15 protein-coding genes are annotated in these 16,224 nt (G+C 54.8%); 9 read left to right on the plus strand and 6 right to left on the minus strand.

Annotation, left to right across the window (positions count from 1 at the left end; translation table 11 throughout):
- Positions 1-208 precede the first annotated feature (208 nt).
- Together ACWIUF_RS07365 and ACWIUF_RS07370 are read left to right on the plus strand one after the other, a co-directional pair.
- A complete protein-coding gene (locus ACWIUF_RS07365; protein WP_448571639.1) occupies positions 209-616 on the plus strand; it encodes a hypothetical protein in 408 nt (135 codons plus the stop codon).
- A complete protein-coding gene (locus tag ACWIUF_RS07370; RefSeq protein WP_448571640.1) occupies positions 609-2,261 on the plus strand; it encodes a GUN4 domain-containing protein in 1,653 nt (550 codons plus the stop codon). The genes ACWIUF_RS07365 and ACWIUF_RS07370 overlap by 8 nt, the downstream gene beginning before the upstream one ends.
- A gap of 342 nt (positions 2,262-2,603) precedes the next feature.
- Here the strand turns inward: ACWIUF_RS07370 and lpxD are convergent, their stop codons facing one another.
- Both lpxD and ACWIUF_RS07380 read right to left on the minus strand, forming a co-directional pair.
- The gene (lpxD, locus tag ACWIUF_RS07375) at positions 2,604-3,653 is read right to left on the minus strand and encodes a UDP-3-O-(3-hydroxymyristoyl)glucosamine N-acyltransferase (RefSeq protein WP_448571641.1); all 1,050 of its coding nucleotides are present in this window, start codon (positions 3,651-3,653) and stop codon (positions 2,604-2,606) included.
- Positions 3,654-3,671: 18 nt separating this feature from the next.
- Positions 3,672-4,397 carry a response regulator transcription factor gene (locus ACWIUF_RS07380; RefSeq protein ID WP_448571642.1) on the minus strand — a complete coding sequence of 242 codons (726 nt, stop codon included), beginning with the start codon at positions 4,395-4,397 and terminating at the stop codon, positions 3,672-3,674.
- A 382-nt stretch (positions 4,398-4,779) separates the two neighbouring features.
- On the opposite strand from ACWIUF_RS07380, the gene ACWIUF_RS07385 reads away from it, so the two are divergent.
- Entirely contained in the window at positions 4,780-5,382 is a 603-nt protein-coding gene (locus ACWIUF_RS07385) for a CPP1-like family protein (protein ID WP_448571643.1), read from the plus strand.
- Here the strand turns inward: ACWIUF_RS07385 and ACWIUF_RS07390 are convergent.
- The gene (locus ACWIUF_RS07390; RefSeq protein WP_448571644.1) at positions 5,359-6,123 is read right to left on the minus strand and encodes an HAD family hydrolase; all 765 of its coding nucleotides are present in this window, start codon (positions 6,121-6,123) and stop codon (positions 5,359-5,361) included. The genes ACWIUF_RS07385 and ACWIUF_RS07390 overlap by 24 nt on opposite strands.
- Positions 6,124-6,316: 193 nt before the next feature.
- Between ACWIUF_RS07390 and ACWIUF_RS07395 the strand changes: the two genes are divergently transcribed.
- Together ACWIUF_RS07395 and uraD are read left to right on the plus strand one after the other, a co-directional pair.
- Complete coding sequence (locus ACWIUF_RS07395) at positions 6,317-6,574, plus strand: TIGR02450 family Trp-rich protein (protein ID WP_448571645.1); 258 nt, start codon at positions 6,317-6,319, stop codon at positions 6,572-6,574.
- A gap of 34 nt (positions 6,575-6,608) precedes the next feature.
- Positions 6,609-7,130, plus strand: a complete 522-nt coding sequence (gene uraD, locus ACWIUF_RS07400) for a 2-oxo-4-hydroxy-4-carboxy-5-ureidoimidazoline decarboxylase (RefSeq protein WP_448571646.1) — start codon at positions 6,609-6,611, stop codon at positions 7,128-7,130.
- On the opposite strand, the gene ACWIUF_RS07405 is transcribed toward uraD, so the two are convergent.
- Complete coding sequence (locus ACWIUF_RS07405) at positions 7,127-8,671, minus strand: bifunctional metallophosphatase/5'-nucleotidase (RefSeq protein ID WP_448571647.1); 1,545 nt, start codon at positions 8,669-8,671, stop codon at positions 7,127-7,129. The genes uraD and ACWIUF_RS07405 overlap by 4 nt on opposite strands.
- 810 nt (positions 8,672-9,481) lie before the next feature.
- Here ACWIUF_RS07405 and ACWIUF_RS07410 point away from each other — a divergent pair.
- On the plus strand, positions 9,482-11,977 hold the full coding sequence (locus ACWIUF_RS07410) for a glycogen/starch/alpha-glucan phosphorylase (RefSeq protein WP_448571648.1): 2,496 nt from the start codon (positions 9,482-9,484) through the stop codon (positions 11,975-11,977).
- Positions 11,978-12,123: 146 nt separating this feature from the next.
- The gene (locus tag ACWIUF_RS07415; protein WP_448571649.1) at positions 12,124-12,762 is read left to right on the plus strand and encodes a histidine phosphatase family protein; all 639 of its coding nucleotides are present in this window, start codon (positions 12,124-12,126) and stop codon (positions 12,760-12,762) included.
- Here the strand turns inward: ACWIUF_RS07415 and ACWIUF_RS07420 are convergent.
- The gene (locus ACWIUF_RS07420; RefSeq protein WP_448571653.1) at positions 12,759-13,571 is read right to left on the minus strand and encodes a Nif3-like dinuclear metal center hexameric protein; all 813 of its coding nucleotides are present in this window, start codon (positions 13,569-13,571) and stop codon (positions 12,759-12,761) included. The genes ACWIUF_RS07415 and ACWIUF_RS07420 overlap by 4 nt on opposite strands.
- A 235-nt stretch (positions 13,572-13,806) precedes the next feature.
- Between ACWIUF_RS07420 and ACWIUF_RS07425 the strand changes: the two genes are divergently transcribed.
- On the plus strand, positions 13,807-14,331 hold the full coding sequence (locus ACWIUF_RS07425) for a (2Fe-2S) ferredoxin domain-containing protein (RefSeq protein ID WP_448571650.1): 525 nt from the start codon (positions 13,807-13,809) through the stop codon (positions 14,329-14,331).
- Between the two features lie 35 nt (positions 14,332-14,366).
- Positions 14,367-15,203, plus strand: coding sequence for an SPFH domain-containing protein (locus ACWIUF_RS07430; protein ID WP_448571651.1), 837 nt, complete (start codon positions 14,367-14,369; stop codon positions 15,201-15,203).
- A 153-nt stretch (positions 15,204-15,356) separates the two neighbouring features.
- Here ACWIUF_RS07430 and ACWIUF_RS07435 read toward each other — a convergent pair.
- Positions 15,357-16,224, minus strand: an 868-nt coding sequence (locus ACWIUF_RS07435; RefSeq protein ID WP_448571652.1) for an ATP-dependent Clp protease adaptor ClpS, incomplete at its 5' end; no start/stop codon positions are given.

Raw genomic sequence — 16,224 nt, forward strand, 5'->3', positions numbered from 1 at the left:
GACCTCATCCCGCACCTATTGCAATTGTCTAACCGTGAGGCAACGCAGTTAATTTTGCAGCGATCGCGTGAGGAACTCATTGCCCATTTCAACTCGTGAGTCTTAAAGCGAGAGTTTGATCACAACGTGGTGGCTGGGTAGCGAAAGGTATTCGCGGTCACTCGGTAGGTGGCTTAGAATGGGGGCAGGTTTATCCCCTGGAACAGCTATGGAGAACGCGATCGCGCTGCGGATGTCGGTTCAAGATCCGGAGGCAACGGCTGAGGAATTACAGATGATTGTCGGGATTTTGGCGGCGGAGTTGGACCGGCAGGCGGCTGAGGTGGTGGCGGTGGCGGAGCCGGGAGGACTCATGCCGGAGTCGCCGGAGTGGGTTGAGAAAGGAGAACGGGGCAGTAGCCTTCTCGACATTACGATCGATATAGGGGTTCTTAAGGAGGTCGCGGGTTGGCTGTACGATCGCCTGCTGGGTACGGGGACTGAAGTGAAGTTCACTTATGGTGAGCTTGCGTTTGAATTTAAGGGGCGTAACGATCGCGATCGGGCGGCGGCGATGCAGGATTTTACGAAATTTGTGAGCCAACTGGAAGCGGCGAAACGGGCCAAGGATGAGTAAGCGGCGGGCGTTGGTGATTGGGGTGAGTGAGTACGGGGACGGGTTGGAGCCGTTGCCGGGAAGTTTGCTGGATATACACACGATCGCGGCAGTACTCCAGGACCCGGCGTGTGGGGCGTTTGAGGTGCAGGCGTTGGAAAACTGCGATCGCGCGTCGTTGGAAACGGGGATTGAGCAGTTTTTCCGGGGGGGCGACAAGGACGATGTGCTGCTGTTCTATTTCTCCGGGCATGGGGATTTGGGCAGTGGTGGGATGTTGAACCAACAGTTGCATTTGTGTACCCGTGATACGCATAAGCAGGACAAGCGTTTGGTTGAGTCCAGTGCGATGTCGGCGGGGTTTCTGAAGCGGCAGATGGATCTGAGCAAGTCGCAGCGGATTGCGGTGATTTTGGATTGTTGCTATAGCGGCGCGATCGCGGATTTTATCAAGAAGGGCGAGGGCGAGATTGACCTGAGTGAACTGAAGGCGCAGGGGCGGGTGATTTTGGCATCGTCGAGTGCGGCGAAGGTGGCGTTGCAGGCGGTGGATGGGCTGTCGTTGTATACGCGCTACCTGATCGAGGGGATGAAGGGGGCGGCCTATCCGGGGCAGGGGGAGTGGATTGTGGCGCGGGATTTACACGCCTATGCCGATCGCCGGTTTGCGATTGAAAGTAAGGGGGGCTATGCGCCCAAGATTATTGCGGAGGATACGGGCTTTAATTTGCCGATCGTGCGGGCACCGAAGCCTGATCCGCTGTTGACCTATCGCCAGCAAGTCGATCGTATTTTTCAGGAACTCGATCAGGAGTTAGGGCTAGCGTTTACGGGCCAGATTGAAGATGAGTTAGATCGCGGTAGTTTGGAGACCTGTCGGGAACGCTACCGAATTTCTCTGGAGGATGCGAACCGGATCGAATTAGAGGTTCAAAAGCCCTATTTGGTGCGGGCAACGCAACGCCGGACCTATGCGGCCTATTTCCAGAAGGCGTTGCAGAATGGGGAAATTGGTAACCGCCAACGGCGGCGACTGACGGAAATTCGCCAAAATTTATTATTGGGGGAAGCGGATGCACAGCGAATTGAGCAGGAATTAACGGCGCAATTGCCCCTGCCGGTGAAAGCGGCCCCACCGCCAGCACCACTACCAGACCCAGCACCGACACCCGATCCGCCCCCGGCACCTCCCAAGCAGCCGACCCAGCCAACGGCCCAGAATCCGCGCTATCAGCAGTTGGAGGAATACCTGAAAAATGGGCAGTGGCGGGAGGCGGATAAGGAGACCTATCGGTTGATGATTACGGAGGTGGGGAAGAAAGAGGGGCAGTGGTTTGACCGGGATGATTTGTTGGAGTTTCCCTGTGAGCCGCTGCGGGCCATTGATGGGTTGTGGGTGAAGTATAGTAGCGGACGCTTTGGCTTCAGTATCCAGAAGCATATTTACCTGTCGAAGGAAATTGGCGGGATTGCCGATGGCCAGTATCATGAAGAAGCATGGACAAAGTTCTGCCATGCGGTGGGCTGGCAGGAGGATGGCAGCTACGCGAGCTACGATCGTCTAATTTTTAACACCTCGGCCCCCAGGGGACACTTACCTTTGTCTGAAGAGATTTCGGTCCGCTTCTCTTCTCTCGCATCCAGACTTGTAAAGTGTAATCTCTAGGCATTTCAGGCGTTCCTAAAGATTTGTTGCAGGTTCCCCAAGTCACGGAATTCCGTCGTTCTGGCGATTTCTTACCTGGCACCGCGCCCACGGGGCAGGTTCATAAATATTGTCGGTTTTTCCCATAGATTGTCGTGCAACCTGCCCCTACAGATTTGGCATTTTCCAGTTGCGTAGGGGCAGGTTAACCATTATTTATTGCGTTGACAGACAACCTACATAAACCTGCCCCCGATGGTCGATCGCGTCGGGTTTAATTGGGATCACGATCGCGTTTCCCCCAGACGGGGCAGGTTCATCAATATTGTCGGTTTTGCCAATAGATTTTCGTGCAACCTGCCCCTACGGACGATCGCGCTGGATCTGCTTCAAGGTTTGATAGAACTCTGGTAAACGTTTGATGAGAGCAGAGGTCTTTAGCCAAAGTTTATTGGGCATCGCCGGCGTACCCGATACCACCGCTCCTGGGGGCACATCCGCATGAATCCCCGACTGGGCTGACGCGATCGCCCCAGTACCTAACGTCACTTGATTGGCAACCCCCACCTGTCCTGCCAAAATCACCCGATCGCCCACCTTCACCCCACCGGCCAATCCCACCTGCGCCGCCATTGCACAGGCCCGCCCCACCTCGCACCCGTGGGCAATGTGGACCAAGTTATCCAGCTTCGTGTCGCGCCCAATCCGGGTCACCCCGACCGCCGGTCGATCGATCGCGCTATTACACCCCACCTCAACCCCATCTTCGAGGACCGTATAGCCCGACTGCTCCATCTTGTACCAACCTTGGGCTGTGGGCACGAAGCCAAAGCCTTCCGAGCCGATCGCCGCCCCACTGTGGATGACACAATCCGCCCCAATTTGGCTGCGTTCATGGATCACGCAATTGGCATGGAGAACCGTGCGATCGCCGATCGTCGCCTGGGGATAAATCACCACATTGGGGTGAATACACACCCGATCACCCAGAGTCACCCCCGCCTGGATCACCACATGGGGACCGATGTACACGTCCTTGCCCACCTGCACCGAAGCATCGATAACGGCAGTGGGATGAATCCCCGGCTCAGGTCGAAACGGTTGGTAGAACTGGGCGATCGCCTGGGCAAAGAGGAGGCGCGGCTGGGGCGTGGCGATCCAGGCCAGTTGGCGATCCTCCGCTTGGCGACGCAGTGATTCCGGCTCCAACGGCAAAATCAGCGCACTGGCTTCCGTGGTGGCGATTTGGCTGGCGAAGGACAAATTTTCAATAAAACCTAAGGTCCCAGTTGTCGCCTGGTCGATCGCGGCCACCCCCAACAAACAGGGATCGATCGCGGGCTGGCTTGCGAGGCTATTCTGGGCAGCGCCCTCCCCCAGTTGGGCCACCAATTGACTGAATTGCCATACCATAACGTCAACCTAACCGCCTCAGGTATCGGGAACCTCAAATTTATACCCTACTCCGCGAACCGTATGGATCAGGGTTGGCTGACTCGTATCCGCTTCAATTTTTTTGCGAATTTGGCCAATGTGAACATCAACAACACGAGGATCACCGACATACTGGTAATCCCAAACCTCCTGAATCAATTCCGCCCGTCGCCATACCCGACCTGGATGGCTGGCCAGGAAATAGAGCAGGTCAAACTCCAATGCGGTGAGAGCAACCACCTGACCGTTGAGAGTAACCACGCGGCGTTCCGGATCGATCCGGAGATCGGCAAAAACCAGGATCTGCTGCTGCTGGGCATTCACGACGGTACGCTGGCGCTTGAGGATCGCTTCGAGCCGGTACAGTAATTCCTCCAGGTCAAAGGGCTTGGTCAAATAGTCATCAGCCCCTTGGGAAAAACCCTTAATTTTATCCGCTGTGTCTGTCCGCCCCGTTAGCATCAACACAAAAACGCTGGTTCGTTGCTGCATCTCGCGACATAGCGTGTAACCATTGGTATCGGGTAAGTTCAAGTCTAAAATGACCAGATCGGGATTGAACTGGTCAAAGGCGGCTAGGGCTGCTTTCCCGTCACCCGCGACTTCCACTTGATAATTCTTGGCGCGGAGGTATCGCTGAACAAGATTACAGATGGCCGGATCATCGTCTACTACAAGGATTTTTACCGGGTTCATGGCGATCGCTGGGGTCTGAAGGTTCATCGTCCCTGCTAGGTTAGGATAACGCGTCTGTTGGACGAATACCTAGCGCTTGTCCGCCCAGGAGCTAGCTGAAGCTGGTTACACTGGTGAATGGATGGTACTGGGATACACTAACCGCTGGTTAGGACCAGTCGGCGATCGGCAGCCGCAACCAGTACGGTGGTTTCTGGTATACCATTACCCAACCTAGTTTAGGATGGCAAGAGAAGATAGGGCGAGGTCTGCACTTAGACAAGATCAAGATCGGCCAAAAGACAAGATCGGCCAAAAGATTGGCCAGATGTTGTCCCTAGCGAGGCGCCAGCGGTCGTTCATGTCCGTTTGTCGTTAATACCAGTCAAGCACCATAATGACTAACAGATGGGGTTCGCGGAGGTTGTAAATGAGCAGTCAAAATCCCTATGAGTTGCTGGGGGTGGCAGAGAATGCCTCGTTTGATGAGATCCAGGATGCGCGGGTTCGCCTCCAAGAGCAATATGCGAGTGACCAAAAGTTGCTTTCGACGATCGAAGCCGCCTACGATGCGGTCTTGATGGATCGGCTGCGGTTGCGCCAGGAAGGCAAGATTAAGGTTCCAGACCGAATTCGCTTTCCCGAACGGCTGACCCCAGCGCCCTCAACACCCGCCCCAGTGCCAACACCACCCACCCCCAACTGGTTACAGCGCTTCCTGGATACCCCCAGCCAGCGGGAGATCCTGGTGCCTGCGGCCATTTTCGCCGCCTTGGGGGGCCTCACCTTTGTCCTTGAACCTTCCTTGACCCTGGCCCTAGGGGCAGGGGTGAGCTTGTATTTCCTCAACCGGAAGGAACATAAATTTGGCCGATCGCTCCTGTTGACCCTTGCCGGGTTAGGGGTTGGTCTGCTGCTGGGCGGGGTGCTAACCACCCTTATCCCCAGTCTCCAACTGGTGGGGAGTGCGGGTACAGTGGCAGCTTGTACCTCGTTTGGGGTGCTGTGGTTAGTAAGCGCTCTGTTGCGTTAGCTGGCGTGAGGACGCGGGATAGGTGTGCTGGGCCGTGCTGGGTCGGGGCGCAGGGCGATAGTGGGCCTGTTGGATAAGATCGAACGCTTCCTGGAGGTTATTGACGATATAGTCCGGGCAGTGTTGGGCGAGTTGGGTACGATCGCGAATCCCCGAAAGGACGGCGATGATTTTTACCCCGTGAGTCTGGGCAGCGGCAATATCAGCTTCGGTATCCCCGACCATCCAGGTCTCGGTTGCAGGCGGTAATTCGGTGAGTGCCCGTGCCATCAACAGGGGTTTATCATGTACATCATCGGTCTTCATGTAGTGGTCGCTGATGCAGTAGCGATGGGTGGGGGCAAAGAAGCGATCGAGGCGGTGGCGTTTCAGGGGGGCAGCCAGTTCCCGATCGCGCCGCATGGTCATCACCACCAGATCCAGTCCAGCCCGTTGGCAGGCTTCTAGGGTAGCAACCGCCCCTGGGATCAGGCGATCGTAGGCGAGGTAGGCAACATCATGTACGATCCGTGCCCGCATTCCCGCAAAGGCGCGGGCTTGCTCTGGGTTAAGGCCCGATAGACGGCCAATTTGCCATTCGGGGACTTGGGCGCGTTTCAACCGCCAAAATTCTGCTTTGGGGAGTTGTTTAATAAACTGACCCGGTTGCTGGTAGGTAGCAAGACACAGCCTATAAACATGGTAATACCGATCGGAAACGTCCATGATCGGACCGTCAAAGTCGGTAATCAGTCGCAACATGGGGGATATCCAGGGAAAGGGGATGCAATGTGAATTTTTGTGACCCCTTTTAGAATAGCCGACTCTGGCGATCGCGTTCACAGCTCAAGTGATGCTCTAGGTAACTCCCCACCCTTTGCCCACGCTCCAGCCAGTGTTATAGACTTCCGATAGTCGGGTAATCCTCACACCTTGCGATCGCCAGTTCGCCCCTATGCCCAGAAAACAGAAATTTCCCCACCTTCTTGGTTCCAAATGGACTGCCCAGCAGGAAACCTGGGGGTGGCGACATTTTCAGGTAGTCAACCGTAAAAACCAGGGCCAGTGGGTTTTCGCGGAACTGGTGGCTGCCTGTGATCCAACCGTGCGCTTTTGGATCAATGCCAAACTGCTCCAGGAGCGATCGCAGTGGCAAGCGGGCTGGCAACCCCTAGGGTCTCCACTCACGGCTGTCGAAGCGTCTGGGGGGTGAGGGGTGAGTCTGCGTAACGGCTGGTAAGGTGTCCATGTATTCAATTGCTGACCTCAATCAAATGGAGCGGGATCGCTTTGTGCAAACCCTAGGGGCAATCTTCGAGGCCACCCCCACGATCGCCCACGAGGCTTGGTTGCAACGTCCGTTTCGCGATCGGGATGACCTCCACCGGGCAATGGTTGCTGTGGTCGCGGCCCTATCTCCGGCAGAACAATTAGCCTTGATTCGGGCACACCCTGACTTGGGGAGTCGGGCCAAAATGGCAACTGCTTCGGTCCAGGAGCAGGCCAGTGCTGGCCTCGATCAACTCACGCCTGAGGAATACGATCGCTTTCTGCGCCTTAATCAGGCCTACCGCGATCGCTTTGGCTTTCCTTTTATTATTGCTGTGCGGAATCACTCCAAGGCCCAGATTCTCCAGGCCTTTGAAGCACGCTTAGGCCATTCGGCCCAGGCTGAACACCAACAGGCCCTCGCGGAAATCTACCAAATTGCCTACCACCGACTGGCGGCGATCGTCGATGCTGATGACTTAACCGAGCTATCCGTTTAAGGTGGCGGAGCCGTGGCCTGGAGGGCGGCAATGAGGGCAAGGCGAATATCCTGGGTTTCTGCCAACAGTTTCACCCCCGGCGCATCCAGCCGCAAGAAATCTAGCCCCTGCTCCCGACCACTGATGAGAAAATCGTTAATCGCCACGCGGTATCGGCGTTGGGGTTGGAGCGGTTGGTCCTGAATCAGCCAGCCCTGGCTCACGTCGCGACGCACTTGGGCAGTTTGTAAAAAGCCCCCGGTGCCGCGATTGGCCTGCCCCTGCTCCAGCACCCGTTGCAGGAGTTCGCCTGGTAGCTCCACCAACAACACTTGGCCCTGGAAGGGCAAAATCCGAATCACATCATACTGGGTAATCGGCCCCGCCGGGACCTGATCATCAATCCGAATCGAACCACTGTTAAAGATAGCCAATTCCGCCCCCGAAGCTGCCTGGAGCATGGCTTGGGCAATGCGATCGGTCAAATTGGTGGGCTGGTTGCGCACGCTGCTCTCCAGGCCATCCAGGGCTTCCGGTAACACCGCGATCGTGGCCTCTGGCGTAAATTCCTGTGCTCGGAAGCCCGCGAACCCGCGCTCGACCCACTGCTGCACCACGGCTGCCACCGGGGGATCATCGGGAATGGCGGCGGTAACTGGTTGCAGGCGCGAGGCGATCGTCAAACAGCGTTGCTGGGTATCGTAGGTCAGGTCATGGATATAGACTGTCCGAGCATTGGCATCGGCCTTAAAAATGGGAATCCCCGGATCGGGACATTGGGGGGAACGCGCTGCCTGGGGGGAACGGCTAACCAAGCGCCACTGCTGCATATTTTCGTGTTCATGACCTCCCAGAATCAGATCCAGGTCAGGCACCGTCGCCGCCAACTGTTGGTCCTGGGCTAGATCCAAATGGGTGAGAGCGATGAGAATATCGGTCTGGGGCGCAAGGATCGCTGCCTGTTCCTGGACCGTGGCGATCGCTTCCCGGTAATGGACATAACTAGCCGGATTGCTGGCGATCGTGACCCCGATCAGGCCAACACGCACCTGTCCCCCCTGTGGACCTGATACCGTGAACGTTGCGGTAGGGGCAACACCGGGGAAAGGCCGTTGCTGACGATCAAACACATTGGCCGACAACCACTGAAAACGCGACTCGCGTAGGCGTTGCAAAAACGCTGACTCGGCCAGATCAAACTCGTGGTTACCCAGGGTGGCATAGTCAAAGCCGATCGCATTCATCACAGCCACCATTTGGCGACCATCCAGCCGTTCGCCATCCACGATCGCGGTACCCAGGGCCGAGGGACTGAAGGCATCACCCGCCAACAGCGTATAGGTGTGGGGGTTATGGGCCAGCAGTTGCTGGCGTAGCGTCGCCACCCGTGCCATGCCCCCCCGTTGGCCCCGCTCGATCGGGGTGATTTCGTAAATATCGTTCAGATGTAATAGGGTGATCGGGATAATTTCGGCCCGCGCCGTTGTCGTCAGGGTCAACAGACAGCTAACAGTGGCGAGAACCAGCTTACCGAGCGCAAAAAAACGGTGGAATTGCAACATGGATAACCAGGAGAGCTTAAGGGGGGTAGGGGCGGTAATTCTCGTTAGATCGAGAGGCCTTCTGTGGTGTACTTACCAGGTATTTTTATCATAGGCGGAGGCTGATGCCTGATTGTCAAGATATTGATAAGGGAGCCTCAATCCCTTACTAATTGCGCGGTCAAAGTTGCGAAATTGATGTTTTTTTTCGAGATATCGATAATTTAATTTTTATGAATTAACATAAACTTTGTAATATAGTTATACAAATTAATGGGCCGCTACGCCGAGGCTGCACCCCTCTATTTACGGGCAAAAGCGCTTTGGACCAACACCTTCCCCGAAAATCATTCCCACCTTCAGACTGTCTGGAGCAATTGCCGCTCTCTCATGCAGCGAGCTAGCCAACAGGGGCAAGCCGCCACCCTCTCCCCCATCCCACCACCTAGGCCCGCTTGCGGGAGCTGCGATATAAATCGCAAGAAAATGACCGTGATGACTAAGCGCCAAAAACTCTTTCTGAAAATTAGCCTAGGTCAGGTCTAACTATTGATAATGATAGATGAAATCAATGACTAAAACAATCAAATTGCTTGGGAAAATTTCTGCTACCTCATGCCGCAAATCGTGAGTTTGTAATCATCGAAAAAATTAAAATTTAATCTAAAGATAACGCCAGGATAACTTTGCTTCCAGCACAAACTTAAATAAAACTTAAGTCCAGAACAGAGGTCAGTCATTCTAGGACACGATTCGATATACTCCAAGTATCTTAGAAGAAAGCTGGGTATTGGTATGATCTCCCTATTCAATAAATCAGTACAATCCAACTTGAAAATTGAAGACGATCGCACGGGTTTAGAAATTGACACTCTCCGGCGGGCACTAGCTGATAATCTTTTCTACAATCAAGGTAAGTTCCCTGGCATTGCTACTAAAAATGACTACTATATGGCCCTTGCCTATACCGTGCGCGATCGGCTGTTGCAACGGTGGTTGAATACAACCCAGACTTACCTGGAGCAGGATGTCAAGTTGGTCGCCTATCTGTCAGCGGAGTTTCTGCTAGGGCCACACCTGGGAAATAACCTGTTGAATTTAGGGATTTATGATCAGGTCAAACAAGCTGTCACCGCGTCGGGGCTGGATCTGGATGAACTCTTGGCGCAGGAAGAAGAACCTGGCCTTGGGAATGGTGGATTAGGGCGTTTAGCGGCCTGTTATATGGAATCCCTAGCGACGCTAGAAATCCCAGCGATCGGCTATGGCATTCGCTACGAATTTGGCATCTTTGATCAGGAGATTCGGGATGGGTGGCAGGTTGAAATTACCGATAAATGGTTGCAATTTGGTAACCCTTGGGAACTCGCCCGCCCGGAATATGCGGCGATAGTCAAACTGGGAGGACATACCGAAGCCTATATCGATGAAGATGGTCATTACCGGAGTCGTTGGCTTCCCGATCGCGTGGTGAAGGGGATTCCCTATGACACCCCCATTGTTGGCTACCACGTCAATACCGCCAACACCCTGCGCCTCTGGCGGGCCGAGGCCCCTGAATCCTTTGATTTTCAGACGTTTAACGTGGGGGATTATTACGGTGCGGTCGATCAGAAAGTCTATTCTGAAAACCTTACCAAGGTTCTCTATCCCAACGACGAACCGATTCAAGGGAAACAATTACGCCTGGAACAACAATATTTCTTTGTCTCCTGCTCCCTTCAGGACATGATTCGCATGTACCTATATACGGGTAAAAGCCTCGACACTTTCCATACCCGTTTTGCCGTGCAATTGAACGATACCCACCCGGCGATCGGCATTGCCGAACTCATGCGTCTACTGGTGGATGAACATCGCTTCCCGTGGGAAAAAGCATGGGACATTACCCAGCAAACCTTTGGGTTTACTAATCATACCCTCTTGCCGGAAGCTCTAGAGAAGTGGTCAGTGGATTTGTTTGGGAGCCTCCTCCCACGCCATTTAGAAATTATTTATGAAATTAACCAGCGGTTTCTGGATCAAGTCCGGCTCAAATATTTGGGGGATGAAGCCCGTCTCGCCCGTCTCTCCTTGATTGATGAGTCGGGACCACGCCATGTCCGGATGGCCCATCTGGCCTGCGTGGGCAGCCATGCTATCAACGGGGTTGCAGCGCTGCACTCGGACCTGTTGAAGCAGGATACCCTACGTGATTTTTATGAGCTTTGGCCCGAAAAGTTCAGCAACAAAACCAATGGGGTAACACCGCGTCGCTGGATTGCCCTCAGCAACCCCCGCATGACCGCTCTGATTGCCCAAACAATCGGCGATCGCTGGCTTACGCACTTGGAAGACTTGCGCCAACTGGAACCCTTCGCTGAAGATGCAAGTTTCCGGCAGGAATGGCGGCAAATTAAGCGGGCGATCAAACAGGATTTGGCTACCTATATTCTGGCAAAAACAGGCATTGCGGTTAGTCCAGACACCCTATTTGATATTCAAGTCAAACGGATTCACGAATACAAGCGACAGCACTTGAATGCGCTGCACATCATGACGCTCTACCACCGCCTCAAGCATGATCCCAGTGTAGAGGTCCCCCCGCGTACCTTTATCTTTGGTGGTAAGGCGGCACCCGGTTACTTCATGGCCAAATTGATCATTAAATTGATCACCAGCATTGCCGATGTTGTGAACCATGACCCAGATATCCGCGATCGCCTCAAGGTCGTCTTCCTGCCCGACTACAATGTGACCCTTGGCCAACGGGTGTATCCTGCTGCCGATTTATCCGAGCAGATTTCCACAGCGGGTAAAGAGGCATCGGGAACCGGCAATATGAAGTTTTCGATGAATGGTGCCCTGACGATCGGCACGCTAGATGGGGCGAATATTGAGATTCGCGAAGCAGCCGGTGCTGAGAATTTCTTCCTCTTTGGCCTCACGGCCCAGGCAGTACATGACCTACAAGCCAGGGGCTACAATCCGTGGGATTACTATCAGGGTAATGAGCAACTGAAAACTATCTTAGATCTTCTGGTAGGCGGGTATTTCTCCCACGGCGATACACAATTGTTCCGTCCCTTAATCGATTCCTTACTCTACCATGATCCTTTCCTACTTCTGGCCGACTACCAATCCTACATCGACTGTCAGGAAACGGTCAGCCAAGCCTATCAAGATCAGGAACAGTGGACACGGATGTCGATCCTGAATACGGCTCGGATGGGTAAATTTTCCTCCGATCGCTCGATCCGGGAATATTGTGAGGAGATTTGGCATACCCAAGCCACCCCGATCGCACTGAAAGCCTATGTGCAAGCCGATGCCGGACTGAGTGTTTAAAACCCAAGTTTGCAGTAACGACTTGAATCATCGGCGATCGCTGGTAGTTTTAGTCATGGGCGATCGCTGATCGGAAGTACTGACTGAAGTCGGCACTACGAACTGAGAGATTGCTGTTCAGTAATCTGCGCTTTCTAGAGGAAAACATGAGCCTAAGCATTTACTTTCTTCGACATGGAGAAACAACAGCCAGCCGTACTGGTGGTTACTGCGGTGCCCTGGATATGGACCTCACCGACGTCGGAACCCAAATGGCCCAAGCCTTTGCCAACGCCTATCGGGATCTCCCCTGGGCGGCGATGTATGTCAGTCCCCTGCGGCGCACCGTGGCCACGGCCCAACCCTTGTGTGACGCGATCGGCCTAGAAATGCAATTGCGGGCGGGCTTACGCGAAATTGAGTACGGTCAGTGGGAAGGTTTATCCCCCCCAGCGGTGCGGCAACAGTATGAAGAGGATTACGTGCGTTGGTTAACGGAACCGGCCTGGAATCCGCCAACGGGGGGGGAAACAGCCGTACAGGTAGCCAGTCGCGCCGCCCTAGTGATTGCCGAAATTGAGCAACAGCATCCTGACGGCAATGTGTTGGTCGTGTCCCATAAGGCAACCATCCGGATTCTTTTGTGTAGCTTGCTGGGCATTGACTTGGGGCGGTTCCGCGATCGCATTGATATGCCCGTGGCCTCGGTCAGCGTGGTCAAGTTTGATATCCACGGGCCGTTACTGGAACGTTTGGGCGATCGTGCCCACCTGCCCCCTGCTCTCCGTGCCCTACCGGGTACCTAGATTGATGAATCTGCAAACGTCCGAAAATCCTCGTCTTGCTGACTGAGCTTGGCCCAGGCGACTCCGTGTTGTTGCAGAATCTCCACCAAACGGGCACAGGCAGGCCGTTCCGTGGCATAGTGACCCGCATCGACCAGGATTAGCCCCCGATCGCGGCTCTCCTGGAACTGGTGAAATTTACAATCGGCTGTGAGGTACACCTGTGCATCAGTGGCTGCAACGGCGGGGATGAAGCTAGCGCCAGACCCCCCTAGCACAGCCACACGATCGATCACCTGATCGCGATCGACCAGCGGGGATACTAACAAGTTTGGTGGATTCAGGCGGGCCTGGATTAGCTGTAGGAGATCCTGGACCGACCGAGCTGGACGTAACTGCCCCACCCGACCGTACCCATTCCCCACTTGCGTAGCCACGATCGGCACCACCGCTTGCAAGTCTAGAACCTCAGCCAAGACCGCCGCCGTCCCATTCGCCACCTGATCGAAATTGGTATGGGCGCTGTAAACCCCAATCTGATGACTAAAGGCCAGGTGAACCAAATCACTAATGGCTTCACCCTTTTGGAGCCGTTTTAGGGGGCTAAAAATCAAGGGATGGTGGGCAAAAATCAGGTTCACCGGATGGCCTGCCTGCTTCAGGGCGATCGCCTCATGCATCACGCTTAAGGTAGGAGTGAGGCAAACCAAAACGCCGGGGGCTTGTGCGAGAATGCCGGGTTCAATTTGCCAGCCACAATTATCCCAACTTTCCTGCCAGGCAGGCGGTGCCCAGGTTTCAAACCAATGGATTAAGTCAAGAACAGTCATCACAATTCTCTCTTCAGTAAGGATCAGGCGATTGAAAACAATTATGGGGTGGGCATCTTGCCTGTCCCGGAGACAGCCAAGTCTTCGATATCGGGCCGTCGGGGCCAGGGGAGCCGACCCCAGTTGGCGCTCCCGGAACAATTCCAGGTGACGAGGGGGAGGATCACTGTGATAGCTTAACGGAAGCAGTCCAACCCACATCGCCAACAGCCGCTTATCCTCTCGCCCCAATTTTATGAATACCCCTGAGTCGCCAAATCACCTGAATGCCGCTAGCCTCAGCGCCTTTGTACAAACCGTGGATAATCTGGGCCTCGCCCAAATTCAGCGCCATGTGTTTATCTGTGCCGATCAAACCCTGCCCAAGTGTTGCGATCGCGAAGCGAGTCTCGCGGCGTGGGAGTACCTGAAGCGCCGCCTGCACGAACTGCAACTCGATGTGGTACCGGAACCCAACCATCCGCTGCTCCCCCCCGATGTCCAGATCCCCACTGGGCAGGGTCGCAGCATTGAGTCGAGTGTGGCCGAACGGTATGTCTACCGTACCAAAGCAAACTGCCTCCGGGTTTGTCAGCAAGGCCCCATCTTGCTGGTCTATCCCGACGGCACCTGGTATCGCAATGCCACACCAGACGTGATTGAACGGATTATTCAGGAACACCTATTGGGCGATCGCATTGTGGAAGAGTTTGCCTTTTGTGCCCAGCCCTTACCCGTATCAGGGGTCGTGCGTGGTTGCCCGATCGTCGCCGATAGTTAGAATAGGGACTAACTGGGCTGCTGGGAGTACCACACATGCAGTTACTCACCCTTGCCATTTTGGCGATCTTGCTGATATCCGCCTATACCTACAGTTCGATCAGGATTATTAACCAGGGAAGCCGTGCCCTGGTTGAACGTCTGGGGCGCTATCACCGTACCCTCGGTCCTGGGCTGAACTTTATTGTGCCCCTCATTGATCGGATCGCCTATCAGGATACCGATCGGGAGCAAGTGTTAGATGTTAAACCGCAACGAGCGATTACGAAAGATAATGTTTCTCTCACGGCGGATGCGGTTGTCTACTGGCGTATTTTTGATTTAAGACAATCCTATTATGAAATTGATGATGTCAAGGAAGCCATTAACACCTTAGTCTTAACAATTTTGCGATCGGAGATTGCCAATCTGGAGTTTGAAGAAACCCTTTCCTCCCGTCAGGCGATCAACCGCGAGCTTTTACGACAACTGGATGAGGCGACAGGAGACTGGGGTGTAAAAGTGATGCGGGTGGAAGTGAAGACGATCGAACCCGCCCAAGACGTGTTGGAATCGATGCAAAAACAGCAGGCCGCCGAAATTCAAAAGCGGGCATCGATCACCGCAGCTCAAGGCACCGTGGAATCGATTCAGCAGATCTCCAAGGCGATCCAAGCCGATCCTAAAGCCCTGGATGCGCTACGGTATCTCATTGCCGAGAAGTATATCGAATCAAACCAAAAGCTAGGGGAGAGTGAAAATGCCAAAATCCTATTTATGGACCCGAAAGCGATGAATGAGGCGATGGAGGCTCTGTTCGGGCAACGCGGGCCGCGCTCGGATGGCACTACTCCCCCAAGCAACCCAACCAATGGATCGCCCCCCGCGTCGTAGCGAGACCCAATCCACTTTATGGGGCTAGTACTCTGTCAGTCCTGAAATGACGGGTTGTAGGTTGGTGTCGAGCTTGCGAGACCCAACACGATCCGAACTTTGTTGGGTTGCCCTGCGTTTGACCCAACCGACCCAATCAACCTTGACAGACGACTAGACGATCGCGGTTAACCCTGCCTGTTGCAACTGAACTTGGTATAGCTCAACCAGCGGGGCGGGTCCCTCCCAAACGATCGCCTGTCCTTGCTGGTGAATGCGCTGGGCCAACTGGCGTGCCCGCTTGCGATCAACCCCCGGTAGGTACTGACTCAACACCGCGATCACCTGCTCAAAACTATTGACATCATCATTGAGAACCGTCAACACATCCGTGGGGTCGGCATCTTGCCTGCCCGCTCCTAAAGCATCCGCATAGCCCTCATCTGTGCCGCTTACGAAGCCTTGGGCATTAAAAGCCGAGGTTGGCTTATAGGTCAAGCGTTGGGCGAGAGCTGGGGCACGATCGAGCAAGACCGCGTAGTCAGCGATCGTTCCTAGATAATCCCCCTGCTGGTAGCGCACCCAACTCCGAGCTGCGTAGGCGTCCGGCCCATCGGGCTGGAGGGCAATGACGCGATCGTAGTCCTGACGGGCGGCATCCCAATCCCCCAGGGTAAGGTACAGGGCCGCACGTTTGGTATAGGCTTCGACATCATCAGGATTAAGGTGCAGCCGTTCATCGTAGGCACGGGTGATCTCAGCCGCAAACTGAGTTTGCAGCAGGGGATGACTGAAGCGATAGTGACCGCCCACCCGCTGTAAACACAGCCGCTCCACCCCCGCCTCTAGAAACTGGCGCACATTCCACGGCAGTTCCCCGTGGCGATAGAGTAACCAGCGTAACCACAGGTGCTTGAGGCTAGCCAGACCACCCTTGTGCAGCGCCAGAAGGCTGCCCGTGAGCAGCCCCCCCGTCAACAGCCCTTGCCACAGGTTACCCGCCGCAAACCAGGCCAAACCCGCCCCACTCACCGCCCCCAAC

The sequence above is a fragment of the Trichothermofontia sp. genome, from assembly GCF_053493415.1.

Excerpts from the sequence above, each read along its gene's own strand:
- ACWIUF_RS07365 (WP_448571639.1), top strand. The coding sequence starts at position 209 with ATGGAGAACGCGATCGCGCTGCGGATGTCGGTTCAAGATCCGGAGGCA.
- ACWIUF_RS07370 (WP_448571640.1), top strand. The coding sequence starts at position 609 with ATGAGTAAGCGGCGGGCGTTGGTGATTGGGGTGAGTGAGTACGGGGAC.
- lpxD (WP_448571641.1), bottom strand. The coding sequence starts at position 3,653 with ATGGTATGGCAATTCAGTCAATTGGTGGCCCAACTGGGGGAGGGCGCT.
- ACWIUF_RS07380 (WP_448571642.1), bottom strand. The coding sequence starts at position 4,397 with ATGAACCTTCAGACCCCAGCGATCGCCATGAACCCGGTAAAAATCCTT.
- ACWIUF_RS07385 (WP_448571643.1), top strand. The coding sequence starts at position 4,780 with ATGAGCAGTCAAAATCCCTATGAGTTGCTGGGGGTGGCAGAGAATGCC.
- ACWIUF_RS07390 (WP_448571644.1), bottom strand. The coding sequence starts at position 6,123 with ATGTTGCGACTGATTACCGACTTTGACGGTCCGATCATGGACGTTTCC.
- ACWIUF_RS07395 (WP_448571645.1), top strand. The coding sequence starts at position 6,317 with ATGCCCAGAAAACAGAAATTTCCCCACCTTCTTGGTTCCAAATGGACT.
- uraD (WP_448571646.1), top strand. The coding sequence starts at position 6,609 with ATGTATTCAATTGCTGACCTCAATCAAATGGAGCGGGATCGCTTTGTG.
- ACWIUF_RS07405 (WP_448571647.1), bottom strand. The coding sequence starts at position 8,671 with ATGTTGCAATTCCACCGTTTTTTTGCGCTCGGTAAGCTGGTTCTCGCC.
- ACWIUF_RS07415 (WP_448571649.1), top strand. The coding sequence starts at position 12,124 with ATGAGCCTAAGCATTTACTTTCTTCGACATGGAGAAACAACAGCCAGC.
- ACWIUF_RS07420 (WP_448571653.1), bottom strand. The coding sequence starts at position 13,571 with ATGACTGTTCTTGACTTAATCCATTGGTTTGAAACCTGGGCACCGCCT.
- ACWIUF_RS07425 (WP_448571650.1), top strand. The coding sequence starts at position 13,807 with ATGAATACCCCTGAGTCGCCAAATCACCTGAATGCCGCTAGCCTCAGC.
- ACWIUF_RS07430 (WP_448571651.1), top strand. The coding sequence starts at position 14,367 with ATGCAGTTACTCACCCTTGCCATTTTGGCGATCTTGCTGATATCCGCC.